The sequence below is a fragment of the Herbaspirillum sp. NPDC101397 genome, from assembly GCF_044767325.1.
Lineage (GTDB): Bacteria > Pseudomonadota > Gammaproteobacteria > Burkholderiales > Burkholderiaceae_D > Herbaspirillum.
In genome coordinates, this window is sequence record NZ_JBIWNS010000003.1 from 171,128 (window position 1) to 195,718 (window position 24,591).

At 61.9% G+C, this 24,591-nt stretch carries 20 protein-coding genes and 1 other RNA gene; 7 read left to right on the plus strand and 14 right to left on the minus strand.

Going from position 1 to position 24,591, the window contains the following annotated elements; translation table 11 throughout:
• Positions 1-8: 8 nt before the first annotated feature.
• From folK to ACIROW_RS08720, 5 genes are read right to left on the minus strand one after another with little or no spacing between them, the layout of a single operon-like run.
• Positions 9-512 carry a 2-amino-4-hydroxy-6-hydroxymethyldihydropteridine diphosphokinase gene (folK, locus tag ACIROW_RS08700; protein ID WP_402274212.1) on the minus strand — a complete coding sequence of 168 codons (504 nt, stop codon included), beginning with the start codon at positions 510-512 and terminating at the stop codon, positions 9-11.
• Positions 509-1,957 carry a polynucleotide adenylyltransferase PcnB gene (gene pcnB, locus ACIROW_RS08705; RefSeq protein ID WP_402274214.1) on the minus strand — a complete coding sequence of 483 codons (1,449 nt, stop codon included), beginning with the start codon at positions 1,955-1,957 and terminating at the stop codon, positions 509-511. Before pcnB ends, folK begins: the two co-directional genes overlap by 4 nt.
• On the minus strand, positions 1,954-2,634 hold the full coding sequence (locus ACIROW_RS08710) for an HAD family hydrolase (RefSeq protein WP_402274216.1): 681 nt from the start codon (positions 2,632-2,634) through the stop codon (positions 1,954-1,956). The genes pcnB and ACIROW_RS08710 overlap by 4 nt, the downstream gene beginning before the upstream one ends.
• Positions 2,631-3,326 carry a DnaA regulatory inactivator Hda gene (gene hda, locus ACIROW_RS08715; protein WP_402274219.1) on the minus strand — a complete coding sequence of 232 codons (696 nt, stop codon included), beginning with the start codon at positions 3,324-3,326 and terminating at the stop codon, positions 2,631-2,633. The genes ACIROW_RS08710 and hda overlap by 4 nt, the downstream gene beginning before the upstream one ends.
• Positions 3,323-4,411, minus strand: coding sequence for an AI-2E family transporter (locus ACIROW_RS08720; protein WP_402274222.1), 1,089 nt, complete (start codon positions 4,409-4,411; stop codon positions 3,323-3,325). The genes hda and ACIROW_RS08720 overlap by 4 nt, the downstream gene beginning before the upstream one ends.
• 114 nt (positions 4,412-4,525) lie before the next feature.
• On the opposite strand from ACIROW_RS08720, the gene purM reads away from it, so the two are divergent.
• Complete coding sequence (gene purM / locus ACIROW_RS08725; protein WP_402274224.1) at positions 4,526-5,569, plus strand: phosphoribosylformylglycinamidine cyclo-ligase; 1,044 nt, start codon at positions 4,526-4,528, stop codon at positions 5,567-5,569.
• 95 nt (positions 5,570-5,664) lie between these two features.
• Here purM and ACIROW_RS08730 read toward each other — a convergent pair whose 3' ends face one another.
• The 5 genes from ACIROW_RS08730 to ACIROW_RS08750 all read right to left on the minus strand — a co-directional run bounded on the left by ACIROW_RS08730 (position 5,665) and on the right by ACIROW_RS08750 (position 10,555).
• A complete protein-coding gene (locus ACIROW_RS08730) occupies positions 5,665-6,549 on the minus strand; it encodes a peptidase (RefSeq protein ID WP_402274226.1) in 885 nt (294 codons plus the stop codon).
• A 153-nt stretch (positions 6,550-6,702) separates the two neighbouring features.
• The gene (locus ACIROW_RS08735) at positions 6,703-7,695 is read right to left on the minus strand and encodes an alpha-E domain-containing protein (protein WP_402274229.1); all 993 of its coding nucleotides are present in this window, start codon (positions 7,693-7,695) and stop codon (positions 6,703-6,705) included.
• A gap of 3 nt (positions 7,696-7,698) precedes the next feature.
• Positions 7,699-9,114, minus strand: coding sequence for a circularly permuted type 2 ATP-grasp protein (locus tag ACIROW_RS08740; protein WP_402274231.1), 1,416 nt, complete (start codon positions 9,112-9,114; stop codon positions 7,699-7,701).
• A gap of 261 nt (positions 9,115-9,375) precedes the next feature.
• Positions 9,376-9,816 carry a cupin domain-containing protein gene (locus tag ACIROW_RS08745; RefSeq protein ID WP_402274234.1) on the minus strand — a complete coding sequence of 147 codons (441 nt, stop codon included), beginning with the start codon at positions 9,814-9,816 and terminating at the stop codon, positions 9,376-9,378.
• An 85-nt stretch (positions 9,817-9,901) separates the two neighbouring features.
• Entirely contained in the window at positions 9,902-10,555 is a 654-nt protein-coding gene (locus ACIROW_RS08750; protein WP_402274237.1) for a glutathione S-transferase family protein, read from the minus strand.
• Positions 10,556-10,667: 112 nt separating this feature from the next.
• Here ACIROW_RS08750 and ACIROW_RS08755 point away from each other — a divergent pair.
• The 5 genes from ACIROW_RS08755 (at position 10,668) to ACIROW_RS08775 (ending at position 19,233) form a co-directional block, all read left to right on the plus strand.
• Positions 10,668-10,741, plus strand: a non-coding RNA gene (locus ACIROW_RS08755) — sX9 sRNA.
• 203 nt (positions 10,742-10,944) lie between these two features.
• Positions 10,945-12,171, plus strand: a complete 1,227-nt coding sequence (locus ACIROW_RS08760) for a polyhydroxyalkanoate depolymerase (protein ID WP_402274240.1) — start codon at positions 10,945-10,947, stop codon at positions 12,169-12,171.
• Between the two features lie 98 nt (positions 12,172-12,269).
• Positions 12,270-15,656 carry a DUF2126 domain-containing protein gene (locus tag ACIROW_RS08765; RefSeq protein WP_402274242.1) on the plus strand — a complete coding sequence of 1,129 codons (3,387 nt, stop codon included), beginning with the start codon at positions 12,270-12,272 and terminating at the stop codon, positions 15,654-15,656.
• A gap of 80 nt (positions 15,657-15,736) precedes the next feature.
• Positions 15,737-18,295, plus strand: a complete 2,559-nt coding sequence (locus ACIROW_RS08770) for a circularly permuted type 2 ATP-grasp protein (protein ID WP_402274244.1) — start codon at positions 15,737-15,739, stop codon at positions 18,293-18,295.
• Positions 18,292-19,233, plus strand: a complete 942-nt coding sequence (locus tag ACIROW_RS08775) for a transglutaminase N-terminal domain-containing protein (protein WP_402274246.1) — start codon at positions 18,292-18,294, stop codon at positions 19,231-19,233. The genes ACIROW_RS08770 and ACIROW_RS08775 overlap by 4 nt, the downstream gene beginning before the upstream one ends.
• A gap of 13 nt (positions 19,234-19,246) precedes the next feature.
• On the opposite strand, the gene ACIROW_RS08780 is transcribed toward ACIROW_RS08775, so the two are convergent.
• From ACIROW_RS08780 to ACIROW_RS08795, 4 genes are read right to left on the minus strand one after another with little or no spacing between them, the layout of a single operon-like run.
• Complete coding sequence (locus ACIROW_RS08780; RefSeq protein ID WP_402274248.1) at positions 19,247-21,289, minus strand: sodium:solute symporter family protein; 2,043 nt, start codon at positions 21,287-21,289, stop codon at positions 19,247-19,249.
• Positions 21,279-21,548, minus strand: a complete 270-nt coding sequence (locus ACIROW_RS08785) for a DUF4212 domain-containing protein (RefSeq protein WP_402274251.1) — start codon at positions 21,546-21,548, stop codon at positions 21,279-21,281. Before ACIROW_RS08785 ends, ACIROW_RS08780 begins: the two co-directional genes overlap by 11 nt.
• A gap of 1 nt (position 21,549) precedes the next feature.
• On the minus strand, positions 21,550-23,106 hold the full coding sequence (locus ACIROW_RS08790) for a sensor histidine kinase N-terminal domain-containing protein (RefSeq protein WP_402274253.1): 1,557 nt from the start codon (positions 23,104-23,106) through the stop codon (positions 21,550-21,552).
• A 47-nt stretch (positions 23,107-23,153) separates the two neighbouring features.
• Entirely contained in the window at positions 23,154-23,858 is a 705-nt protein-coding gene (locus ACIROW_RS08795) for a response regulator (protein WP_402274255.1), read from the minus strand.
• Positions 23,859-24,089: 231 nt separating this feature from the next.
• Between ACIROW_RS08795 and ACIROW_RS08800 the strand changes: the two genes are divergently transcribed.
• On the plus strand, positions 24,090-24,500 hold the full coding sequence (locus ACIROW_RS08800) for a hypothetical protein (protein ID WP_402274256.1): 411 nt from the start codon (positions 24,090-24,092) through the stop codon (positions 24,498-24,500).
• Positions 24,501-24,591 lie beyond the last annotated feature (91 nt).

A 24,591-nucleotide genomic window follows, 5' to 3' on the forward strand; every position in this document is an offset into this window, starting at 1 on the left:
CGTTCGGGTCAGTTCAGCAGTTCGATCGCCTGATCCCGCACTTGCGCTTGCAGGTCGCGCGCTGCGCCGATACCGGGAATGACGGCGTCCGGTGCAATCTCCAACAAGGGTATCAACACGAAGGCACGCAGCGCCATGCGCGGATGCGGCAGCGTCAGTACGTCGTCTGCAAGCTGCAGGTCGCCGTAGGACAGGATGTCGAGATCGAGGGTGCGCGGCGCATTGCGGTAAGGACGTTCGCGTCCATGCGCCAGTTCGATGGCTTGCAAGGCCGCGAGCAATGCGTGCGGCGTGAGCGTGGTGTCGAGTTGGGCAACGGCATTGACGTAATCGTCGCCGCCGGCGTCAACCGGCGCAGTGCGGTACAACTGCGATTGTGCGCTCAGCACGGTGTCGGGCAACAGCGCCAGGCGGCGCAATGCATCTTCCACCGTAGCCCGGGCGTCGCCCAGGTTGCCGCCGATGCCGATGAAGGCGCGCACCGCCGTTACGGCTGTTGCCGCAGGCGTCATGCGTCGCCGTCAGACGAGGAGTTGCCGCCACTGCCACTGCCGCTGCCTTCTCCGCCACCGCTCTTGCTGCGATTGCGGCCGCCGCGACGCTTGCGTTTGCGCGCTGCCGGAGCAGGGCCAGCACCAGCACCCGTACCAGCGGAACCTGCCGACGCTGCACCGCCGGCGCTGCTTGTCGTGGGCTTGCGCGCCAGCAGTGATTCGCGGCCGGAATTGTCGGCTTCCATGAAGTCGGTCCACCAGTCGCCCAGCTCTGCATCGATTTCGCCGGAGGCACAACGCAGGAGCAGGAAGTCGTAACCGGCGCGCAGGCGCAGATGTTCCAGCAATTTATATGGCGCCTTGCCGGTGCGGCGTTCGAAGCGCGGTTGCATGGCCCAGATGTCGCGCATGTCGGAAGCGATCTTGCGCTGCAGGGCGAGCTTCTCGGTCTGCGCGTTGAGGACGTCGTCGGCAGCCAGATGCAGCGCCGGGATCGGGTACTCGCCGGAAGCCTGGTAGGCGCGCCATTTCTCAAGCACCTGATGCCACAGCAGCGAAGCGAACAGGAAGCCCGGCGAGACCGGCTTGCCCTGCTTGATGCGCGCATCGGTATTGGCCAGCGCCAGGGTGACGAATTTTTCGCCGAGCGGCTGTTCCAGCACGACGTCCAGCAGCGGCAGCAGGCCGTGATGCAGGCCTTCCTTGCGCAGCTGTTGCAGGCAGGCCAGCGCGTGGCCGCTCATGAGCAGCTTGAGCATTTCATCGAACACGCGCGCGGCCGGCACGTTGTTGATGAGCGGCGCCATGACCGGAATCGGCGCGCTGGTGGCGGCGTCAATGCTGAACTTGAGCTTGGCGGCGAAGCGCACCACGCGCAGCATGCGCACCGGGTCTTCGCGATAGCGCGCTTCCGGCACGCCGATGATGCGCAAGGTCTTGGCGCGGATGTCGGCGATGCCGCCATGGTAGTCGAGCACCGTTTGCGCCGCCGGATCGTAATACATGGCGTTGATGGTGAAGTCGCGGCGCACCGCGTCTTCATGCTGTTCGCCGAAGGTGTTGTCGCGCAGGACTCGGCCGTGTTCGTCCTTGGGGGCGGCGTCCGCCGAACTGCCGCGGAAGGTGGTGACTTCGATCAGCTCCTGGCCGAACATCACGTGCACGATCTGGAAGCGGCGACCGATGATGAAGGCGCGCCGGAACAATTGCTTGATCTCTTCGGGCGTGGCGTTGGTGGCGACGTCGAAGTCCTTGGGCTTGACCGACAGCAGCAGGTCGCGCACCGCGCCGCCGACGATGAAGGCCTTGAAGCCGGCTTCCTGCAAGGTCTGCGTGACGCGGATCGCGTTCGGCGAGACCAGCTGCAGATCGATGCCGTGCTGCTTCTGGCTGAGGATGGTGGGCTCGGTGGTGTCGAGCTCTTTTTTCTTGCCCAGGAAGGAGCGGATGAATTTTTTGATCATTGCGCGTGGGCGTCGAAGAGATTCAGGATGGGCCAGCCTTGGGCAATCGCATGTGCCTTGAGCTTGTCGTTCGGATTGGTGGCGACCGGGTGGGTGACGGCGGCCAGCAGCGGGATGTCGTTTTGTGAATCGCTGTAGAAATGGCTTTGCGGGAAGTCGGCAATGCTCTTGCCTTGCTCTCGCAGCCAGGCCTGGGTGTGCACGATCTTGCCCGGGCCGAAGGTCGGTGTTCCCAGAAGGCGGCCGGTGATGTTGCCTTCCGCATCGAACTCCGGCAGTGCGGCGATCAGGTGATGCACCTTGAACAGCTTGGCGATCGGTTCGGTGACGAAGCTGTTGGTGGCGGTGATGATGGCCACCAGGTCGCCGGCGTCGAGGTGCTTTTGCACCAGTGCGAGGGCGGCTGGCGCCATAGCAGGCTTGATGACTTCGTCCATGAACTGCACATGCCAGGCGTCCAGCTGGGCGCGCGGGAATTTGGACAGCGTGCCGAAGGCGAACTCGAGATACTTCACCGGGTCCAGCGTACCAGCCTGGTAATGTGCGAACCACTCGTCGTTGGCCTTGCGGAAAGCAGCGGCGTCGATGGCGCCGGTACGCGCCAGGAACTCGCCCCACTCATGGTCGGAGTCGATCGGGATCAGCGTATGGTCGAGGTCAAATAAGGCGAGATTCATGGCGTTTCGTTTTCAGCTTCCTGTTGAAGAAGGTCGCGTAGCAGCGGCAGGGTGATGGGGCGCTTGGTTTCGAGCGAATAGCGGTCGAGCGCGTCGAGCATGCGCGACAGTGAAGGCATGTCGCGCCGGTAATGGGTGAGCAGATAGGACAGGATGCCGGGCGACACGGTCATGCCGCGCGCCTGCGCCGATTGCGTCAACGCGGCGATCTTCTCGTCGTCGGTGAGACCGTTTACTTGATAGATCAGGCCCCAGCCGAGGCGCGTACGCAAGTCTTCGCGCACCTGCAGCTGTGCCGGCGGCTGTGCGCCTGCGCTGACCAGGTAGCCACCCAGTTCGCGGATCTGGTTGAACAGGGCGAAGGCAGCGATCTGCGACGCCGGCGGCAACTGCTCGCAGTCGTCGAGCAGGTAGCATTGGATGGCCGGGTCGTAGTCGAAGGCGCCGTCGTCGGCATCGGCGGAAATCAGGCGGGAACCGGTCGGGATCTTCTGCGCCAGCGAATGCAGCAGATGTGTTTTGCCCGCACCGGTTTCGCCCCAGAGATAGATGAAGCGATCGCTCAAGGTCGGTTGCGCGTGCGCCGCGGCGATGTCTTGCAGGCGTTGCAGCAATTCTGCATTCTGGCCTGTCACAAACGTGTCGAAAGTCGGCGGCTGCTGCGCGCTCAAATCCAGCAGAAGTTGTCTCATGTCTCGCTATTGTAGAAACTGCTGCTCAGGTAATGCTGGCGCAGGTGGCGCACCACCACCGACATGATCGCCGAGGCGGGCAGGGCCACCAGCACGCCGACAAAACCGAACAACTGACCGAACGCCAGCAGCGCGAAGATCACCATCAGCGGATGCAGGCCGATGCGTTCGCCCACCAGTTGCGGCGTCAGGATGAAGCTTTCCAGCACCTGACCGATGCCATAGATGATGGCCACGGCCACCAGGCCATACAGGCCGGTGAATTGCAGCACGGCGGCGATCAGCGCCAGCACCAGGCCGAGGCCGAAACCGACGTAGGGGATGAACACCAGCAAACCGGTCAGGATGCCGACCGGCAAGGCGATGTCGAAGCCGGCGATCGCCAGCGCTACGGAATAATAGGTCGCCAGGATCAACATGACCAGTAATTGGCCGCGCAGGTATTGCGCCAGCAGGTCGTCGACTTCTTCCGTCATGGCGCTGATCTTGCCGACCCAGCGGCGCGGGATCATGCCGCGCAGGCGCTTGATGAAGGGATGCCAGTCTTGCAACAGGTAGAACAGCACCATCGGGATGAACAGCAGGTTGGCGGCCCAGGTCAGCAGCGCGGTGCCGCCGATCTTGGCCGACGCCAGCACCGAGGCCCAGATTTCATCGCCGCTGGTGGCCAGCTGCTGGGTCAGGATGCGCTTGATGCCGGTGATGTCGAGGCGCACGTGGATGCCGAATTCGCTCAGGCGCGGCGCCACCTTGGCATTGAGCTTGTCGAGGAAATTCGGGATCTGCTGCTGCAGCAGCGGAATTTCCTTCACCAGCACCGGCACCACGATCAGGACCAGTGCCAGCCCGGCCAGCAACAGCAGCAGGACGACGATCAGCACCGCCACCACACGCGGCAGCAAAAACGGCCCGATGCGGCGGCGCGCCAGCCAGTCGACACCCGGATTGAGGGCGTAGGCCAGGATGGCGGCGGTGACAAACGGGGTCAGCATCGGCCCCAGCAATATCAGGAGGCCTACCAACAACAGCCCTAAGGTGAGCCACAACAAGCTTTGTTTTTGCTCATCCGTTAAAGAAAAAGGCATGGAAATAGGGCTTTAGATGAATCGGTTTGTTAAAATCACGGTTTACTTCAGGTTTCAGCGGCCTTGTTGCCGCAGATACTCCTCTATTTTACCGCCTCCAGTGCCAATATCATCATGACTTCATCATCCAATGTTTCCCTCTCTTACCGCGACGCGGGCGTCGACATCGATGCGGGCGACGCTTTAGTCGAGGCTATCAAGCCGTTTGCCAAGCGTACGACCCGCGAAGGCGTGCTGGGCGGCATCGGCGGTTTCGGCGCGTTGTTTGAAATCAGCAAGAAATTCAAGGAGCCGGTGCTGGTGTCCGGTACCGACGGCGTCGGCACCAAGCTGAAACTGGCTTTTCACCTGAACAGGCATGACACGGTCGGCATCGATCTGGTCGCCATGAGCGTCAACGACATCCTGGTGCAAGGCGCCGAGCCGTTGTTCTTCCTTGATTACTTTGCCTGCGGCAAGTTGGACGTGGCCAGCGCCACCGATGTCATCAAGGGCATCGCCAAGGGCTGTGAACAAGCCGGTTGCGCGCTGATCGGCGGCGAAACCGCTGAAATGCCGAGCATGTATCCGGACGGCGAATACGACCTGGCCGGCTTCGCCGTCGGCGCGGTGGAAAAATCCAAGCTGATCGACGGCACCAAGATCATCCCGGGCGACGTCGTCTTGGGTCTGGCCTCCTCGGGCGCCCACTCCAACGGTTATTCGCTGGTCCGCAAGATCCTGGAAGTCGCCAAGCCTGACCTGAACGCCGATTTCCACGGCCGCAAGCTGGCCGACGTGCTGCTGGAACCAACCCGTATCTACGTCAAGCCATTGCTGGCGCTGATGGAGGCTATGGAAGTGAAAGGCATGGTCCACATCACCGGCGGCGGCCTGGTCGAAAACATCCCACGCGTCCTGCAAGACAATCTGACTGCCGTGCTCGACAGCAAGGCCTGGACCATGCCGCCGCTGTTTACCTGGCTGCAGGAGCACGGCGGCGTGGCTGACGCCGAAATGCACCGCGTCTTCAACTGCGGCATCGGCATGACCGTGATTGTCTCCAAGGAAAACGCCGCCGCCGCCGAAGCGCAGTTGAAGGCGGCCGGCGAGACCGTGTTCCGCATCGGCGAAATCCGCGCCCGCGCCGAAGGAGAAGCTCAGACGATCGTTGTTTGAGTCTTTCGGACATTGCCGCCCGGTTGACGCCGGGCAATAAAAAACGGCTGCAAGAAATTGCAGCCGTTTTTGTTTGGATGATCTGCAGCGCGCGATCAGTTCGGTTGCTGCGCCACTTCCGCTTCGCCGTCGCCGGCCAGGGTCTGCCGGGTGACCGGCGGCACATCGCGGGCCACGGCTTCCGGCGGCTGCACGCGCACCGGCTGGCTGTGGTCGACCGATGACGACAATACATTGAGCGTCGCTTCAGGGGCGGCGTCCCAGACCGGATCGTCGATCGCCTCGAACACGCGCTTCAATTGCGAGCCCCAGCTGCGGCGGATCATCTGGAAATACTGGTTGTGCTCGTCAATGGTGACGAAGCGCGTCACCGCCAGGTCATTGCTGTTGTAGACCAGCAGGTCCAGCGGCAGACCGACCGAGATGTTCGACTTCAGCGTCGAGTCCATCGAGATCAGCGCACACTTGGCAGCCTCGTCCAGCGAGGTGTGGGGCGTGACGACGCGGTCGATGATCGGTTTGCCGTACTTGGCTTCGCCGATCTGGAAATAGGTGTTCTCGTCGTGCGATTCAATGAAGTTGCCCGCCGAATACATCTGGAACAGGCGGCAGCGCTCGCCCTTGATCTGGCCGCCGAAGATGATGCTCACATTGAAGTCGATACCGAACTTGGCCAATTCTTCCGCATCGCGCTGATGCACAGTGCGGATCGCGTCGCCGAGAATCTGCGCGGCTTCGTACATCGAGGTCGCGGTCCAGATGGTGCGGCCTTCGGCGTTGGTCTTCTCCGACACGATCTGGCGGATCGATTGCGAAATGGAAAGATTGCCCGCCGTCATCATCACCATGACGCGTTCGCCCGGATTCTCGTAGACGTTCATTTTGCGGAACGTGCCGATATGATCGACGCCCGCATTGGTTCTCGAGTCGGATAAAAAGACCAGGCCTTCGTTCAGGCGCATGGCGACGCAATAAGTCATGATGTGAGCTAAAAATGTAAAAGCCGGATTTTACAGGAAGCCCCGCCGGCACTGAGTGCGGGCGGGGCCCAAATGTCGTGGACCTGACACATTATCGGCAAATTCCAGACAATTCTTAACCGTCAGGTTGGCAATTAATAAATTTTTTACGATTTATGCTGCCAAAGGAACAAGAAAATCCTTGCTGATACGATTGCCGAGCTCAAAGATGCGCTCCAAAAACACCGTCAGGTAATCGTGCAGGCCGGCATCGAAGACTTCCTCGATGCGGCTGAACTTGAGATCGGCGTCCAGCTTGCCGGCGAAGCGTTCGGTATCGGCCGAGACGTCGTTGCGGACGTGTTTCAGGTTGCTTAGCACATGGTCCATGCAGGCCGCCAATGAACGCGGCATGTCGGCGCGCAGGATCAGCAATTCGGCAACGCGTTCCGGCGTGATGACGTCGCGATAGACCTTGCGGTAAATCTCGAAGCCCGACACCGAGCGCAGGATCGCCGCCCAGTAGTAGAAGTCGATCTGGCTGTCCTGGCCTTTGGTTTCCTTGCTCAACAGGCCTTGCTGCTGGCTTTGGCCCGACTTGACGGTTTCCTTGGCGCCGTGGAATTTGACGTCGATGATGCGCGCGGTGTTGTCGGCGCGCTCGAGGAAGGTGCCGAGGCGGATGAAGTGGAAGGCTTCATCCTTGAGCATGGTGCCGATGGTGACGCCGCGCGACAGATGCGAGCGATGCTTGACCCATTCAAAGAAGTCGCTCGGGTTCTGTTCCAGCGCATTGGTCTGCAGATAACCCTGCATCTTGATCCAGGTGGCGTTCTGGATTTCCCAGGCTTCGGTGGTCAGCGCGCCGCGCACTGCGCGGGCGTTCTCGCGCGCCTGCTTGAGGCAGGACGCGATCGACGACGAATTGCTGGGGTCGCGCACCATGAAATCGATGACATCCTTTTGCGTCAGCGCATCGTACTTCTTGTTATAGCCATACTGCAGCTCGGAAATGCCGAGCAGCGCGCGCCAGCCTTGCTCGGCGTCGTCGGTTGATTGCGGCAGCAGGGCGGTCTGCACGTGCACGTCGAGCATGCGGGCGGTATTTTCGGCGCGTTCGGTGTAGCGCGCCATCCAGAACAGGTGGTCAGCGGTGCGGCTCAACATGATTTATTTCTCCAGAATCCAGGTGTCCTTGGTGCCGCCGCCTTGCGACGAATTCACCACCAGCGAGCCTTCCTTGAGCGCCACGCGCGTGAGGCCGCCCTTGACCATCGAGACGGTCTTGCCGGACAACACGAAGGGACGCAGATCGAGATGGCGCGGCGCGATGCCTGAGTCGACATAGGTCGGGCAAACGGACAGCGCCAGCGTCGGCTGGGCGATATAGCCATCGGGTTTTGCGATCACGCGCTGACGGAAATCCTCGATCTCCTGCCTGGTCGACGCCGGACCGACCAGCATGCCGTAGCCGCCGGCGCCGTGCACTTCCTTGACCACCAGCTTGTCGAGATTGGCCAGCGTATAGGAAAGGTCTTCCTTCTTGCGGCACTGATAAGTCGGGACGTTGTTGAGGATGGGTTCTTCGGAAAGGTAGAACTTGATCATGTCCGGCACGTACGGATAGATCGACTTGTCGTCGGCGACGCCAGTGCCGATGGCATTGGTCAGCGTGACCTTGCCGGCGCGATAGGCGGCCAGCAGACCCGGCACCCCCAGCGAGGAATCAGCACGGAACGCCAGCGGATCAAGGTAGTCATCGTCGATGCGGCGGTAGATGACGTCGACACGTTTCGGTCCGCGCGTGGTGCGCATGTAGACGGTGTTGTCCTTGACGAACAAGTCCTGTCCCTCGACCAGTTCGACGCCCATCTGCTGCGCCAGGAACGCGTGTTCGAAATATGCCGAGTTGTACATGCCCGGCGTCATTACCACCACGGTCGGATCGACCACGCCGACCGGCGCGACCGAGCGCAGATTATCGAGCAGCATGTCGGGATAGTGATCGACCGGCGCGATCTTGTGACGCGTAAACAGTTCGGGGAACAGCCGCATCATCATCTTGCGGTTTTCCAGCATGTAGGACACGCCGGACGGTACGCGCAGGTTATCTTCCAGCACGTAGAACTCGCCCTCGCCGGCGCGCACGATATCGACACCGGCGATGTGGGCGTAGATGTCGGAGGCGACGTCGACGTCCTGCATCTCGGGACGGTATTGCGCGTTCTTCAGGATCTGCTCAGCCGGGATGACGCCGGCCTTGATGATCTTCTGGCCGTGATAAATATCATGGATGAACATGTTGAGCGCTTTGACGCGCTGCACCAGGCCTGCTTCCAGCTTGGCCCATTCGGCGGCATGAATGATGCGCGGAATGATGTCGAAGGGGATCAGCCGCTCGGTGCCGGCATCGTTGCCGTAGACCGCGAAGGTGATGCCGACGCGGCGGAAAATCAGGTCCGACTCAGCGCGTTTGCGAACGATGGTCTCAGCAGTTTGGGACGACAGCCACGCCGCGAATTCATCGTAGTGCTTGCGGACCGAAACGGTGCCGTCGGAGTACATCTCATCGAAAAAATTTGCCATAAATTTGCTTCATTTTCTGGTGCTGATGCGGGGGATTTTTAGCTTGGGGCTTTAGCTTGAGACTGGGCGAATATTATTTGTTCATTGGTAGTTGCCGGCATCCTCATCGCTGGTGAAGGTAGGCACAGACTATCACGCCATTTCCGCTTTTGGACAGCGAAAATTGCATGCGGTTCTGGTCCTCAATTGCGCCAGCGATGGCCGCTCCGGTTTGATGAGCGCTTTGATGATGCGGATTGAAAATGATTTGTTCCTCCTGATTCAGGCCCACGGCGTCGGCGCGGGAACCGCGGCCGGCGCGGGCATGTCGATGGTGGTGAAGTCGGCCGGGCTGACGATTTCCAGGTACTCCATGTCCGGCGAGTAGTCGAACAGGAAGTGCACGATGCCCGGACGCTGGTGCACGCAATCGCCGGTTTTCACCAGCGTGACCTGGTCCTCGTACATGAAGCGCGCCCAGCCCTTGAGCATGATGACGATATGAAAGTTCGCTTCGTGCCGGTGCCAGCCGGTACCGGCTTCCGGCGCCATGTTGGCCTTGACCAGCTGAGCCACGACCTGGCCTCCGGTGGCTGCGGCGATGCCGAGGTCGCGGTACAGGAAGAAGTCGCGCAGGCCACCTTGTTCATACTGTGTGTCGCCTTCGCTGACGTGGGAGAACACATTCAGGGAGGTCGGCTTTGTTTCGGCTATCGTATTCATGACACTGGTCCTTTCTGCGGCGGGCCGCATTCGGTTGGCTGATGAAATACCTTGGCTTGCGTCTCCTGATCCACTCTTGTTTTTCTTAGAATTCCACGTCCAGTTCGTCGATATCCTCAGGTTCCTTCTGTGCGGCGGCGATCCATTCCTTCATCTCCGGCATCGCCATGATGCGCTTGCTGTAAGCCGCGCAGATCGGCTCCAGCTTGACGTCATAGGTGATGAAACGCGTGATCACCGGCGCATACATGGCGTCGGCCATGGTGCGTTCGCCGAACAGGAAGGGGCCACCATAGGTGGCCAGGCACTCCTTCCAGATGGTGGTGATGCGCTGGATGTCGGCCTGCGCGCGCGACCAGACTTTGAAATTGGGGAAGTGCGCCTTGAGGTTCATCGGCAATGCCGAGCGCAGGGCGCTGAAGCCGGAATGCATTTCGCCGCAGATCGCGCGGCAATGCGCGCGCGCCGCCTGGTCGGCCGGCAGCAGCTTGGCGGTCGGGCGGATTTCGTTGAGATACTCGGCGATCGCCAGCGTATCCCAGACAAAGATCTCGCCGTGCTTGAGGCTGGGCACCAGGATCGACGACGACAGCAGCAGGATTTCTGCGCGCGCATCGGGATCGTCCGGCGACACGATGTCTTCCTGAAACGGCAACCCGGCAAATTTTGCGAGCAGCCAGCCACGCATGGACCAGGACGAGTAATTCTTGCTGGTGATGCGCAAAGTCGTTTTAGGCATGTCAGTCCTTTATGTGTATGGGTGCTTTTGACTTTGGCGCGTCATTTATTGAACGTGCCTGCGATCTTACTGCGAGGCCATGATCCGGCGTCGGGCGGTGCTCGGGATCCTCATGTGCTCAAGCACACTCCGGTTCCTGCGCTCCGTCCGCCACCGGCTGATGGCCTCTCGCTACAGATCTCAGGCGCGTTCAGACGCGCAGTTTGCGTGGACGCGTCCGTAGCGGCAGACCGCCATTTTTCGGCCTGCGGATGTTGCGAGTCCTCTACTTGCAAAGGGCGTGCCAGCGACGTCCATGATGTCGGTCGCGGCTCATACGCTCCCGAAGGTCAATGGCATGCATATTGCATCGAAGGAGGGACTGGTGAAACCGAGGGAGTGGGTTGTATATGACAAATATTTACCAGGCCTACCAGCAATACGCCGACGCCACCGATCCGCTGCGCGCTTCGGCCCGGGCGGCAGCGCCGTTTCTGGGGCATAGCTGGCCGGGTTTGCCGTCCAGCCCCATGCTGCGCAAAATGGCCGCAGCCTACGAGGTATTTGCACGCACACAATTGACGCATGTGCGCCCTCCCTTCGCTATCGACAGCGTTCTGGACGGTGGGCGCACCGTTGCGGTGCGTGAAGAGGTCATCGACCGCACACCGTTTTGCACGCTCCTGCGTTTCCGCAAGGAAACAGCGGCCGAGCAACCGGCGGTGTTGCTGGTGGCGCCGATGTCGGGCCACTTCGCGACGCTGCTGCGCGGCACCGTCAAGACCCTGCTGCGCGACCACGACGTCTACATCACCGACTGGCACAATGCGCGCGACATTGCGCTCGAACACGGCCGCTTCGGCCTCGACGAATACGTCGGTCACCTGATCCGTTTTCTGCAGGTCATCGGCCCCGGCGCGCATCTGGTCGCGGTGTGTCAGCCGACCGTGGCGGCCATCACCGCCGCCGCCGTGATGGCCGAGAGCGACGACCCGGCCCAGCCGCGCACCATGACACTGATGGCCGGGCCGCTCGACACGCGCGTCAATCCGACCACAGTCAACGAGCTGGCCAAGAGCAAGCCAATCGAATGGTTCGAGAAGAATCTGGTCAGCACGGTGCCGGCGCGCCATCCCGGCGGCGGCCGCAAGGTCTACCCGGGTTTCATGCAGCTGGCGGCGTTCATGAACATGAACCTGAATCGCCACGTGGACGCCTTCCGCAACCTGTACACCTACCTGATCGAGGACGAACACGACAAGGCCGAAGCGATCAAGGTGTTCTACGAAGAATACTTCGCCATGTCGGACCTGCCGGCCGAGTTTTACCTGGAAACGGTGCGGGTGGTGTTCCAGGAACACGCCTTGCCGCTCGGTTTGCTGCAGTTCCAGGGGCGTCCGGTCAACCTCAAGGCGATCCGGCGCACCGCACTGTTCACCGTGGAAGGTGAGAAGGATGACATCTGCGCCGTCGGCCAGACTGTCGCTGCACAGGATATGTGCAGCAGCATCCGCCCGTACATGCGCCTGCACCATGTGCAGACGGCGGTGGGCCACTATGGCGTCTTCAACGGACGCCGCTGGGAAAATGAAATCTATCCACGCCTGAGGGATTTCATTAATATGCACCACAGGTGAACGTTTCCTGATCTGGTGCAACCCAAGCAACAATAGGACATCACAGCAGTCCATCACAGCAGTCCATCAGCTCAACTTGTTTGTAGTAAAGGATCTTCATGTCAATTCATGTGGCGCTGAACCATGTCACGTCTTACCGTTATGACCGTGCTATCAATCTGGGACCTCAAGTCGTGCGCCTGCGCCCGGCGCCGCATTGCCGTACGCGGATCCTGAGCTATTCGCTGCGCATCCTTCCCGAGCCGCATTTCATCAACTGGCAGCAGGACCCGCAGGCCAATTACATGGCGCGGCTGGTATTCCCCGAGAAGACCGAAGAATTCCGCATCGAAGTCGATCTGGTGGCCGAAATGTCGGTCATCAACCCTTTCGACTTTTTCCTTGAGCCGTATGCCGAACAAATTCCGTTCAAGTACGCCGAGGAGCTGCTCAACGAGTTGTCGCCGTATCGCAAGACACTGCCGCTGACACCGCGCTTCCAGAAATTCCTCGATGGCATTTCGCGCGAGAAGATGAACAGCGCCGACTTCCTGGTTGCGTTGAACCAGAAGCTGGCCGACGCCGTCGCCTACACCATCCGCATGGAGCCGGGCGTGCAGACGCCGGAGGAGACGCTCGAGATCGGTTCCGGTTCCTGCCGCGATTCGTCCTGGCTGCTGGTGCAGGTGCTGCGCCACCTCGGCCTGGCGGCGCGCTTCGTCTCCGGTTACCTGATCCAGCTCACCGCCGACCAGAAATCACTCGACGGCCCATCCGGACCGGAAGCCGATTTCACCGACCTGCACGCCTGGTGCGAAGTCTATCTGCCGGGCGCCGGCTGGGTCGGCCTCGATCCGACCTCGGGCCTGTTCGCCGGCGAAGGCCATATCCCGCTGTCGTGCACGCCCGAGCCGTCGTCGGCGGCGCCGGTCAGCGGCATGGTCGATCCCTGCGAAGTGGAATTCGAACATTCGATGAGCGTGTCGCGCTTCTGGGAAGCGCCGCGCGTCACCAAGCCGTACACCGAAGCACAATGGAGCGAAATCGAAGAACTCGGCCACGCCATCGACGACGACCTCGACGCGCTCGACGTGCGTCTGACCATGGGCGGCGAACCGACTTTCGTGTCGCTCGATTATCCCGACGAACCTGAATGGGCCACCGCCGCATTGGGTGCCACCAAGAAGCCGCTGGCAGCCGATCTGTACCACCGCATGCGCGAAAAATACGCGGTGCAGGGCCTGCCGCATTTCGGCCAGGGCAAGTGGTATCCGGGCGAACAATTGCCGCGCTGGGCGCTCAACTGCTACTGGCGCCGCGACGGCCAGCCGATCTGGCACAACCGTGATCTGATCGGCGACGAAACCACACCCAACGTCAAGGACGACGACATCCCGGAGCGTTTCCTCAAGGGCGTGGCTGCACGCCTGGCGCTCGACGGCAAGCACATCTTCCCGGCCTATGAGGACGTGTTCTACTACATGTGGCGCGAGCGCCGCCTGCCGGGCAACGTCGATCCTTTCGATTCCAAGCTCGACGACAAGCAGGAACGCGCGCGCCTCATGCGCGTCTTTTCGCAAGGCCTCGACAAGGTCGCCGGCTACGTGCTGCCGGTGGCGCGCCGCCCCGACAACCTTGGTTGGCAAAGCGGCGACTGGTTCCTGCGCAGCGAGCGTTGCTACCTGTATCCGGGCGATTCGCCGCTGGGCTATCGCCTGCCGCTGGATTCGCAGCCATGGGTCAAGTCGACCGACTATCCTTATGTGCATGCAGCCGATCCGACACAACAGTTTGCGCCTTTGTCGCCGGCGAACGATGTGCGCCTCAAGTTCGTCCAGCGGCCTGCGCTCAACGGTGCGACGTCGGTGGCGTTCCAGCCGAATCACTACAACACGCGTCGCGGCAGTCCGGTGACGGGCCCCGGCAAGGGCGTGCCCGGTGCACAGGGATTCGCCGGCGGCGCGCCGGCGCTGTTCCAGTCGGCCGACTGGATCACCCGCACCGCGCTGTGCGCCGAAGTGCGTAACGGCGTGCTGTACCTGTTCATGCCGCCGCTTGCCGAGCTCGACAATTATCTTGAATTGGTAGCGGCCATCGAAGCCACCGCCGAAGAACTCGGCCAGCCGGTCCTGATGGAAGGTTACGAGCCGCCCAATGATCCGCGCGTGCGCAAGTTCAGCGTCACACCGGATCCCGGCGTGATCGAAGTCAACATCCAGCCGGCCTACAACTGGCGCGAGCTGGTCGACCAGACCACGCACCTGTACGAAGCCGGCCGCGAGTCGCGCCTGACCACAGAGAAGTTCATGCTCGACGGCCATCATTCAGGCACCGGCGGCGGCAACCACATGGTGATGGGCGGCGCCACGACGGCGGATTCGCCGTTCCTGCGCCGGCCCGATCTGCTGCGCAGCCTGATCAGCTACTGGCACAACCATCCGTCGCTGTCCTATTTGTTCTCAGGCATGTTCATCGGTCCGACTTCGCAGGCGCCGCGCATTGATGAAGCGCGTAACGATTCCACCGTGGAAATCGAACTGGCCTTTGCCGAAATGGAAAAGCAGATTGCCCAGGGCGGTTGTGCACCGTGGCTGGTCGACCGTTTGCTGCGCAATTTGTTGATCGACGTCACCGGCAACACGCACCGCGCCGAGTTCTGCATCGACAAGCTGTATTCGCCCGACAGCGCCACCGGCCGCCTCGGCCTGCTGGAATTGCGTGCCTTCGAAATGCCGCCGCACGCGCGCATGAGCCTGACCCAGCAGTTGCTGCTGCGCGCGCTGGTGGCGCGTTTCTGGAAGACGCCGTACAAGCCGCAGCGTCTGGTGCGCTGGGGCACCGAGCTGCATGACCGTTTCCTGTTGCCGCATTTCATCTGGCAGGATTTCAACGACATCATGGACGACATGCAGGAAGCCGGCTATCCGATGCAGGCCGAGTGGTTCGCGCCGCATTTCGAATTCCGCTTCCCCAAGATCGGCGACTTTGCGGTCAAGGGCATGCAACTGGAATTGCGCACCGCGCTGGAGCCATGGCACGTCCTGGGCGAAGAGGGTAGCTCGACCGGCACCGCGCGTTATGTCGACTCATCGGTGGAGCGGCTCGAGGTCAAGGTCAACGGCATGGCCAAGGACCGCTATGTGCTCACCTGCAACGGTGTCGCCGTGCCGCTGCAACCGACCGGCGTGGTCGGCGAGTTCGTCACCGGCGTGCGTTATCGCGCCTGGCAACCGCCGTCGGCGCTGCATCCGACCATCGGCATCGATTCGCCGCTGACCTTCGACCTGGTCGATACCTGGAACGGCCGTAGCCTGGGCGGATGCCAGTATCACGTGGTGCATCCGGGCGGACGCGGCTACGAGACCTTCCCGGTAAATGCCTTCGAAGCGGAAAGCCGGCGTCTGACACGCTATCTGCGTCTCAATCACACGCCGGGAAAGATGGAAGTAAGCGCTGCGCGACCATCAATCGAGTTCCCATTTACGTTAGACTTGCGACATTACTAATTAACAACGCAGGCCGTTCTGCCGTTGCCGCAGATCATCGCCATCCCGGGTGATTGCGGCAACGGCGCCCTCGAAAATCTATGTATCAGCGCCTCCTGCAAAGCTACACCGCCGACGCCGATCGTTACGACGAGATGCTGGCTGCCGACGGTCGCTTACGGCCGCACTGGCGCACGCTGATCGATCAGCTGGAAAATCTTTCGCCCGAGATGATGCGCCGCCGCGCCGACGAAGTGCGCGACGCCATCGCCTCCGACGGCATGACCTACAACGTCTATGCCGATCCGCAAGGCGTCAGCCGTCCGTGGGAACTGGACCTGCTGCCGCAGATCGTCGCCGCCGACGAATGGCAGCAGCTGTCCGCCGCCGTCGCACAACGTGCGCGCCTGCTCAACGCCGTGCTCGACGATCTCTACGGCGAACAGCATCTGCTGGCCGAAGGTTTGTTGCCGCCGGCGCTGGTGTTCGGCCAGCATGGCTATTTGTGGCCATGCCGGGATGTGCGTCCGCCGGGCGGCGTGCACTTGCATCTGTACGCCATCGACCTGGCGCGCTCGGCCGACGGCAACTGGTGGGTAATCGCTGATCGGACGCAAGGCCCTTCGGGCACAGGCTACGCCTTGCAGAACCGTCAGATCATGACGCGCGCCTTGCCCGAAGCGATGCGCGACATGCACGTGCAGCCGCTGCTGAATTATTTCCACGCGCTGCATCAATGCCTGACGCGACTCGCGCCCAAAAGCAGTGAACCGCCGATGGTGGTGCTGCTGACGCCGGGACCATACAACGAAACTTATTCCGAGCACGCCTTCCTGGCGCACACGCTGGGCTTCCCGCTGGTCGAAGGCGTGGATCTCACTGTGCGCGGCGACATGGTTTATCTCAAGACGCTGACCGGCCTGCGCCGCGTGCATGCGATCATGCGCCGCCTCGACGATGACTACTGCGATCCGCTTGAATTGCGCTCGGATTCCGCGCTCGGCATTCCCGGCCTGACGCAGGCTGCGCGCTCCGGCAACGTGCTGATCGCCAACGCGCTCGGCAGCGGCGTGCTGGAGTCGACTGCGCTGCATGGTTTCCTGCCGGCGATCAGCCAACGCCTGCTCGGCGAAGAACTCGCCTTGCCGGCCGTGGCGTCATGGTGGTGCGGCGAAAAGCCGGCGCTGGACTATACGCTGGCGCATCTGGAAGAACTGGTGATCATGCCGGCCTTCCCGTCGATGCGCATGCAGCCGGTGTTCGGTCATACGCTGAATGCGACCGCGCGCCGTCGCCTGATTGAAAGCCTGCAATTGCAGCCGCACGCTTACGTCGCGCAGGAGTGGGTGCGGCTGTCGCAAGCGCCGGTACTGTCGCGCGGCGGTGAGTATCACCTGACCAACCGCACCGTCAGCCTGCGTGTGTTTGCCGCCGCCGACGGCGAAGGCGGCTATCACGTGATGCCGGGCGGCCTCACGCGCGTGGCCCCGCGTCAGCGCCGCGACGTCGTCTCCATGCAGCAGGGCGGCACCAGCAAGGACGTCTGGGTTCTTGGCGAAAAAACTGATGCGGACGATGCCGCCGGCGTTGCCAGCGCCATGGCCGCCGCAGAGACCAGTGTCGCCGTCGGCCCCGGCGCGATGACCGATCCGGTGTCGCGCACTTCGGAACTGATTCGCACCACCGTAGACGTCTCCTCGCATGCCGGGGAAAACTTGTTCTGGATGGGCCGCTACGCCGAACGCACCGACAATCTCGCACGTTTGTTGCGCACGACCCTGCAATGCACGATCGAACCGCAATCCGACAACCGTGTGATCCTGCGCAGCGTCAGCGAGATTTGCATCCGCCTCGGCATCCTGATGCCCAAATCGGAGCAGGCGCATCCCACCATCACCGCCCTTCAGCAGAGTCTGCAAGCGGCGATCGCGGACCCCAGCGCCACGGTCAGCATCTCTACGCACGTGCGTCACCTGCATCATTCCGGTTACCAGGTGCGCGAGCATCTGTCGCTGGACAACTGGCACGCGCTCAATCGCATGCCGCCGATGGTGCAGGAAAAAATCAACTCGCCGACCGCCATGCTGCACGTCCTCAACAACGTCGTCCAGGCTTGCTCCGGTCTGGCCGGCCATGCGCTGGACGACATGACACGCGATGAAGGCTGGCAGTTCCTGATGATCGGGCGCCACATCGAACGCATGGTGCACCTGGCGGCCTTGTTCGATCAGTTCATGCAACTCGAGCCGGCGCGCCAGAACGCGGCGCTGACCTGGCTGCTGGAGTCCTCGAGCAGCATCGTCACGTATCGCGTACGCTATCGGCGCACACCGGAATGGCTGCAGGTGCTGCACCTGCTGGTGTTCGACGTCAGCAATCCGCACAGCATCGCCTACCAGTTCCGCATGCTGCAGCACTACCTGACCGACATCGCGCAGCAGCTCGGCATCCTCAGCATGAACATCCCGGCGCATCTGAGCGAGCAGCTCAACAGTTTTGCGCTGCCTGATTTTGCGCGCGATGCGGCGACCTCGGAAGCCGCCGGCGAACGCCTGATCCAGCTGATGCGCGAAGCGCGCGGCGCAGGCTTCTCACTGACCGATGATCTGTCGCGGCATTTCTTCACGCCGCTCAGTGCGCCGGTGAGCCAGGGGGTATGACGATGAGCGACGCTATCTATCACATCGTGCACGAGACCAATTATCAATATGCGGCGCCGGTACGGCTGTCGCATCAGGTGCTGCGCCTGACCCCGCGCTCGCTGCCGTGGCAGACCTGCACCTCGCATTTCATCAACATCCTGCCGGGACCGACTAACCTGATCAATCTCTACACGGACAGCTTCGGCAATGCGCTGCAGTCGTTCTCGCTGGATCAGGATCATGCCAGCCTCGATGTCTATGCAGAGTCATGGGTGGAGATCTCATCACGCCAGTTGCCTACCGCCACGCCGGCCTGGGAGACGGTAGCCGAGACGCTGTCGTATCACGCCGGTCGCAGCCTTTCTGTCGACAGGCTAGAGGCGTCGCGGTTTCTGTTCGAATCCTCGCATGTCCGGATCAAACGCGAATTCGCACATTACGCTGCAGAGTGCTTCACACCCGGATTGCCGTTGCTGCACGGCGTTGAGACGCTGATGAAACGCATCTTCAATGAATTCACGTTCGATCCCGAAGCGACCACGGTGTCGACGCCAGTGACCGACGTCTTCGTCAGCAAGCGCGGCGTGTGCCAGGACTATGCCCACTTCATGCTGTCCTGCCTGCGCTCGCTGGGGTTATCGGCGCGCTACGTCAGCGGCTATCTGCTGACGCAGCCGCCGCCGGGCCAGCCGCGCCTGATCGGCGCCGATGCGTCGCACGCATGGGTATCGGTGTATTGCCCGGGCCAGGACGGCCAGCCGGATTGCTGGATCGATGCCGATCCGACCAACGGCATCTTCCCCAATGTCAGCCACATCACGTTGGGATGGGGACGCGATTTCCTCGACATCTCGCCGTTGCGCGGCGTGTTGATCGGCGGCGGTCAGCAGACCATGCAGGTGGCCGTGACGGTGATGCCGGCGCAGGAAGTGCCGGGATTACCGTTCGCGCGTTGACGCATGTTGACGACTACGGCGTGCGAATGTGATCGATCAGCGCAATCGTTCGTTCATCGGGTGGCGGCGTCAGCAAGCTGACAATCACCAGCGCGGCGATGCCGACCGGCACGCCGAACAGCCCGGCCGAAATTGGCGCGATGTGGAACCACTGGTTGGCGGCATTGCCGCCAAAGGCCGGATGCGTGGTCAGCATGTAGTACACGCACATCACGAAGCCGGCGACGATGCCGGCGACGGCGCCAGGCTGATTGGCGCGCTTCCAGAAAATCCCGAACACCAGCGCCGGGAACAGCGTCGACGCTGCCAGTGAAAATGCCACCCCCACCATCGACAGGATGTCGCCCGGTTTGAGCGACGCCGCATAGGCGGCCAGCAACGCCACCACCAGCAACAGCAGCTTGGAAATCGTCACGCGTTTTTGCGTCGAGGCGGCCGGATCGATGACCTTGTAATACACATCGTGCGACAGCGCATTGGAAATGGTCAGCAACAGGCCGTCAGCAGTCGACAGCGCTGCCGCCAGACCGCCCGCCGCCACCAGCCCCGAAATGAAATACGGCAGGCCGGCGATCTCCGGCGTGGCCAGCACGATGATGTCGCCGTCGAGCGCGATCTCGCCGAGCTGCACCACACTGTCGTGGTTGAGATCGGTGATGCTGACCAGCGGATTGACCTTGTCGATATTTGCCCAGTAGTAGACCCAGTCGGGCAGGTGCGAATAGGTACTGCCGACCAGCGAGGTGTAGATGTCGTACTTCACCAGGATCGCCAGCGCCGGCACCGTGATATAGATCAGCATGATGAAGAACAACGTCCAGAACACTGACTTGCGCGCCTCGTGCACCGAGGGCGTGGTGTAGTAGCGCATCAGGATATGCGGTAGTGCCGCGGTGCCGACCATCAGGCAAAACACCAGCGCCAGGAAATTGTTGCGCTTGATGTTGGCTGCGTCCTCATCCTTGCCGGGGAAGGGCTCGGTCTGCGACACCGGCGGTTGTGCGCGTGCGATGTTGTAGGCCTTGGCGTCGGTCCACTTGCGTTCGGCCTCCTCGGCGCTCTTGGGGTAGGCCGTCAGCGCGCGGCTGGCGCTCTTGATCTCGGCCAGCGAGGCATGGCTGTTGCGTTTGACTTCCTCGATGTGATGCTGGGCGTCGATGCGGCCTTCTTCCCATGAGCGCGGCAGGGTGCGCAGCTTCTTTTCGTAGTCGTCGGCGCGCGCCTGGAAGATCGCGCTGACTTCTTTTTCTTTGGGATCGTCGGCGATGCGTTTCTCGGCTGCATTCAGTTTCGGCAGCACCGACCCGTAGGCCACCTGCGGCACCGGCACGCTGGTGTGCTTGGCCGACAACCAGATTACCGGGATCAGGTAAGCGAACAGGATGATGATGTATTGCGCCACCTGGGTCCAGGTGATCGCGCGCATGCCGCCGAGGAAGGAGCACACCAGGATGCTGGCCAGCCCGAGGAAGATGCCGATCGAAAAATCGATGCCGGTGAAGCGCGAGGTGATCAGGCCGACGCCATAGATCTGCGCCACCACATAGGTGAACGAAATGATGATGGTGGCGATCACCGCGAGGATGCGCACCAGGTTGCCGCTGTAGCGGCCCGGATAGCGTTCGGCCAGGAAGTCGGGAATGGTGTATTGGCCGAACTTGCGCAGGTAAGGTGCGATCAGCAGCGCCACCAGGCAATAGCCGCCGGTCCAGCCCATGATGTAGGCGAGGCCGTCGAAGCCTTGCAAATAGAGGCCGCCGGCCAGGCTGATGAAGGTCGCCGCCGAGATCCAGTCGGCCGCCGTCGCCATGCCGTTGAACAGCGCCGGCACGCGCCTCCCGGCGACGTAGTATTCGGGTACGTCGGAGGTGCGGCTGACCACGCCGATGCCGGCGTACAGCGCGATCGTCACGAACATGAACAGGTAGCCGATCCAGGCGCGCGGCATGCCTTCGTGTTCCAGCACCGCCAATACCAGCAGGAACAGGATGAAGCCGACCGTGTACCACGAGTAGTAGCGCGTCAGCCGCCAGAAAAAACTCTTGTCACTCTCCATGCGTGTGCTCGCCGGTTTGTTGTAGTTGTCGTTCCGCACGGCCCATCCGGATCGTATAGACCACCACGATCGCCAGATAGACCAGCATGATGCCCTGCGCCGCCATGTAGAACGACAGCGGCCAGCCGAACAGGTTGACGCGGTCCAGCTCGCGCGCAAAGAACACGGCACCGAAGGTGACCACGAACCACAGCCCCAGCAGTGTCATGGTCAGGCGACGCGTCTTGTCCCAGAAATTGGATGCAGTCTTGTTTTCCATATCAGCCGATGTCGTCCATGTAGGTCTGGCGCGGCGTCATGCGCAGCGTCACGCGGAACAGGCAGCCGGGTGCTTTGGGATCGGTGCTGCGCGGGTTGTTGGAGATGTCGACGGTCGCTTCGTGCTGCTGCGCGATCTCGCGCACAATGGCAAGTCCCAGGCCGCTGCCGGCGGTGTGGGTGCCAAGGATGCGGTAGAAGCGTTCGAATACGTGACCGCGTTCGGTCGGAGCGATGCCGGGACCGGTGTCTTCCACTTCCAGGAAGGCCTGCCCGCTGTCTTCGTCGGCACGCGCGCGCACCGTGACGCTGCCGAGCGCCGGGGTGTAGTGGAGGGCGTTGTCGAGCAGGTTGCTGAGCAGCTCGCGCAGCATGATGGAGTTGCCCGAGATCATGATGGGATGGCCGGGCTGCTCGAAGCCGAGATCGATGCGCTGCGTGAACGACATCGGCACCCAGTCCTGCACGACGTTGCGCGCCAGCTCCGACAATTCGATCGGTTCGAATGGTGCGGTCGCGGGCGTCTGGTTTTCGGCGCGGGCCAGCGACAGCAATTGATTGACCAGGCGCGTGGCCGATTCCGAGCTCTTGGCCAGTTGTTCCAGCGAGCGGTGGATGTCGGCCTGGTCGGTCTGGCGCAGGGCAAGTTCGGACTGCATGCGCATGCCGGCCAGCGGCGTTTTCATCTGATGCGCGGCGTCGGCGATGAAACGTTTTTGCAGCGCGATGGTTTGCGACAATCGCGCCAGCATGTCGTTGAGCGAGCGCACCAGCGGCGAGATTTCTTCCGGTACTTGGCCCGAGTCGATCGGGCTCAGATCATCGGGACGGCGCGCGCGGATGCGCTGCTGCAATTCCGACAGCGGCGACAGTCCGCGCGACAACGCGAACCACACCAGCGCCAGCGCCACCGGCAGGATCACGAACTGCGGCAGGATCACGCCCTTGATGATTTCATTGGCGAGCTGGGCGCGTTTCTCCAGTGTTTCGCCGACTTGCACCGTGGCCAGGCGCGGCTCCTTCGACGACGCGGCGCGTTGTTCAGAAGTGCGGCGCAGGTCGACTTGCGTGTAAGCGATGCGCACGTCGTTGCCGTGCAGGATGTCGTTGCGGAACTGCACAGAGCCGATGGTCTTGTCTTCGTCGACAGGCGGCTGCGGCATGTCGCGGTCGCCTTCGACGAATTCACCGCGCGGGCCGGTGATCTGGAAATAGATGTTGTCGATGTCGTCGGCGCGCAGCAGGTCGCGCGCCGAGACCGGCAGGCGCGCCACGGTCTTGCCGTTGACTTCCGAGACTTGCTGGGCCAGCACGGTGACGCTGTCTTCCAGCGCGCGGTCGAACGGCTGGTTGGCGATCGATTGTGCGATCAGGTAGGTGATGGCGATGCTCATCGGCCACAGCAGCAGCAGCGGCGCCAGCATCCAGTCGAGGATTTCGCCGAACAGCGAGCGCTGGATGCGCTCTTCCGGCTGCGTCTCGATAGTGGCGCGGCGCTTGCCCTTGGGAGGGACTGCGGCAACGACGGGTTGCGGATCAATGTGGCGGGCGTCAGGCATGGCTCAGGCCTGCGCTAGGTGAGTTGGAGGTTGGAGACGCGGTGTGCTCAGGCGTTGCTGGCAACGCCGGCGCTCGCGATGGACTCGGGCAGTTTTTCCAGGCAATAGCCGAGGCCGCGCACGGTGGCGATGCGGATGCCGCCGACTTCGATTTTCTTGCGCAAGCGGTGGACATAGACTTCGATCGCATTATTGCTGACTTCCTCGCCCCATTCGCATAGATGATCCACCAGCTGTTCCTTGGAGACCAGCCGGCCGGTACGCTGCAATAATACTTCGAGCAGTCCCAGTTCGCGTGCGGAAAGATCAAGCATTTGCTCGCCGATGTAGGCGATGCGGCCAACCTGGTCGTAGCTGAGCGAGCCGTGGCGGATGACGGTCGGGCCACCGCCGGCGCCGCGCCGGGTCAGGGCGCGTACGCGTGCTTCCAGTTCGGACAGGGCAAACGGCTTGGCCATGTAATCGTCGGCGCCCAGATCGAGGCCCTGCACGCGCTGCTCGACCGAGTCGGCGGCGGTGAGGATCAATACCGGCAAGCGCGAGTTGCGCGCGCGCAGGCGTCGTAGCACTTCCAGGCCGGACATCTTGGGCAGGCCGAGGTCGAGGATCAGCAAGTCGAAATCCTGGGTCGACAGCGCAGAGTCGGCTTCGATGCCGTTCTTGACGCAATCAGCGGCATAACCGGAATGGCGCAGCGAGCGCGTCAAACCGTCGGCCAGAACACTGTCATCTTCTGCAAGCAGGATACGCATGGTAGTGATCCGCGCAGGTGGCGGCCGTTGTCTCGAGTTATATTTAGGAGTATTGCTATATTTTTCTGCATATTCTACTAAATCGAGGCCTATTGCAATGCATAATCAGGCCTGCTCTTGCGCTGGCGCAAAGGCGCGCTATTTTTCTGTAAGCCCTTGATAAATCAGCTTAACGCCCGCATTTGAGCTTACTCTTGGTATAATTTTCGAGTTGATTGTCTTAAAACTGCGATGAAGCGTCTGTTTGCCATTTTGCTGATCTGTTTGCTGCCCGTGCAAGTCTTTGCAGGGATGCTCACGTACAAGACGGCCATCGACTCGGTGGCGCTTGAGCAGCAAGTGCAGCAACAGGAGCAATTGCGCCAGGCACTGGAACTTGCCGCCGCATCCGGTGGCGAGGTGAATGCCGATGATGCCGCTGCACAACAGCAGGCGCTGGCCGACTCCGCCGATGGCGACGACGATCTGTCGTATGCCGATACCGAAGATTTTTCCAGCCATGCCGGCGTGGGCGACGAAACCGTGCTCAATCCGGCCATGGCCTTTGTCTCAGACTCGGCCACGTTGGCGCCTGCTCTGCGCAGCGACGATGCGCGCCAACCGCCTTTCCTCCCTCTCGCCGGCCGTCCGCCGCGCGTTTAAGTCCCCCTTTGCCGTTCGCGGCAAACACCGGTTTTCGTCCCTCGTGCGGCGATAGCTGATTGCGCGCATCTTGCATTGTCTTGCGTTGCGA

Bases quoted from the DNA above. Each gene is read 5' to 3' on its own strand.
- folK (WP_402274212.1), bottom strand. From the start codon at position 512: ATGACGCCTGCGGCAACAGCCGTAACGGCGGTGCGCGCCTTCATCGGC.
- pcnB (WP_402274214.1), bottom strand. From the start codon at position 1,957: ATGATCAAAAAATTCATCCGCTCCTTCCTGGGCAAGAAAAAAGAGCTC.
- ACIROW_RS08710 (WP_402274216.1), bottom strand. From the start codon at position 2,634: ATGAATCTCGCCTTATTTGACCTCGACCATACGCTGATCCCGATCGAC.
- hda (WP_402274219.1), bottom strand. From the start codon at position 3,326: ATGAGACAACTTCTGCTGGATTTGAGCGCGCAGCAGCCGCCGACTTTC.
- ACIROW_RS08720 (WP_402274222.1), bottom strand. From the start codon at position 4,411: ATGCCTTTTTCTTTAACGGATGAGCAAAAACAAAGCTTGTTGTGGCTC.
- purM (WP_402274224.1), top strand. From the start codon at position 4,526: ATGACTTCATCATCCAATGTTTCCCTCTCTTACCGCGACGCGGGCGTC.
- ACIROW_RS08730 (WP_402274226.1), bottom strand. From the start codon at position 6,549: ATGACTTATTGCGTCGCCATGCGCCTGAACGAAGGCCTGGTCTTTTTA.
- ACIROW_RS08735 (WP_402274229.1), bottom strand. From the start codon at position 7,695: ATGTTGAGCCGCACCGCTGACCACCTGTTCTGGATGGCGCGCTACACC.
- ACIROW_RS08740 (WP_402274231.1), bottom strand. From the start codon at position 9,114: ATGGCAAATTTTTTCGATGAGATGTACTCCGACGGCACCGTTTCGGTC.
- ACIROW_RS08745 (WP_402274234.1), bottom strand. From the start codon at position 9,816: ATGAATACGATAGCCGAAACAAAGCCGACCTCCCTGAATGTGTTCTCC.
- ACIROW_RS08750 (WP_402274237.1), bottom strand. From the start codon at position 10,555: ATGCCTAAAACGACTTTGCGCATCACCAGCAAGAATTACTCGTCCTGG.
- ACIROW_RS08760 (WP_402274240.1), top strand. From the start codon at position 10,945: ATGACAAATATTTACCAGGCCTACCAGCAATACGCCGACGCCACCGAT.
- ACIROW_RS08765 (WP_402274242.1), top strand. From the start codon at position 12,270: ATGTCAATTCATGTGGCGCTGAACCATGTCACGTCTTACCGTTATGAC.
- ACIROW_RS08770 (WP_402274244.1), top strand. From the start codon at position 15,737: ATGTATCAGCGCCTCCTGCAAAGCTACACCGCCGACGCCGATCGTTAC.
- ACIROW_RS08775 (WP_402274246.1), top strand. From the start codon at position 18,292: ATGACGATGAGCGACGCTATCTATCACATCGTGCACGAGACCAATTAT.
- ACIROW_RS08780 (WP_402274248.1), bottom strand. From the start codon at position 21,289: ATGGAGAGTGACAAGAGTTTTTTCTGGCGGCTGACGCGCTACTACTCG.
- ACIROW_RS08785 (WP_402274251.1), bottom strand. From the start codon at position 21,548: ATGGAAAACAAGACTGCATCCAATTTCTGGGACAAGACGCGTCGCCTG.
- ACIROW_RS08790 (WP_402274253.1), bottom strand. From the start codon at position 23,106: ATGCCTGACGCCCGCCACATTGATCCGCAACCCGTCGTTGCCGCAGTC.
- ACIROW_RS08795 (WP_402274255.1), bottom strand. From the start codon at position 23,858: ATGCGTATCCTGCTTGCAGAAGATGACAGTGTTCTGGCCGACGGTTTG.
- ACIROW_RS08800 (WP_402274256.1), top strand. From the start codon at position 24,090: ATGAAGCGTCTGTTTGCCATTTTGCTGATCTGTTTGCTGCCCGTGCAA.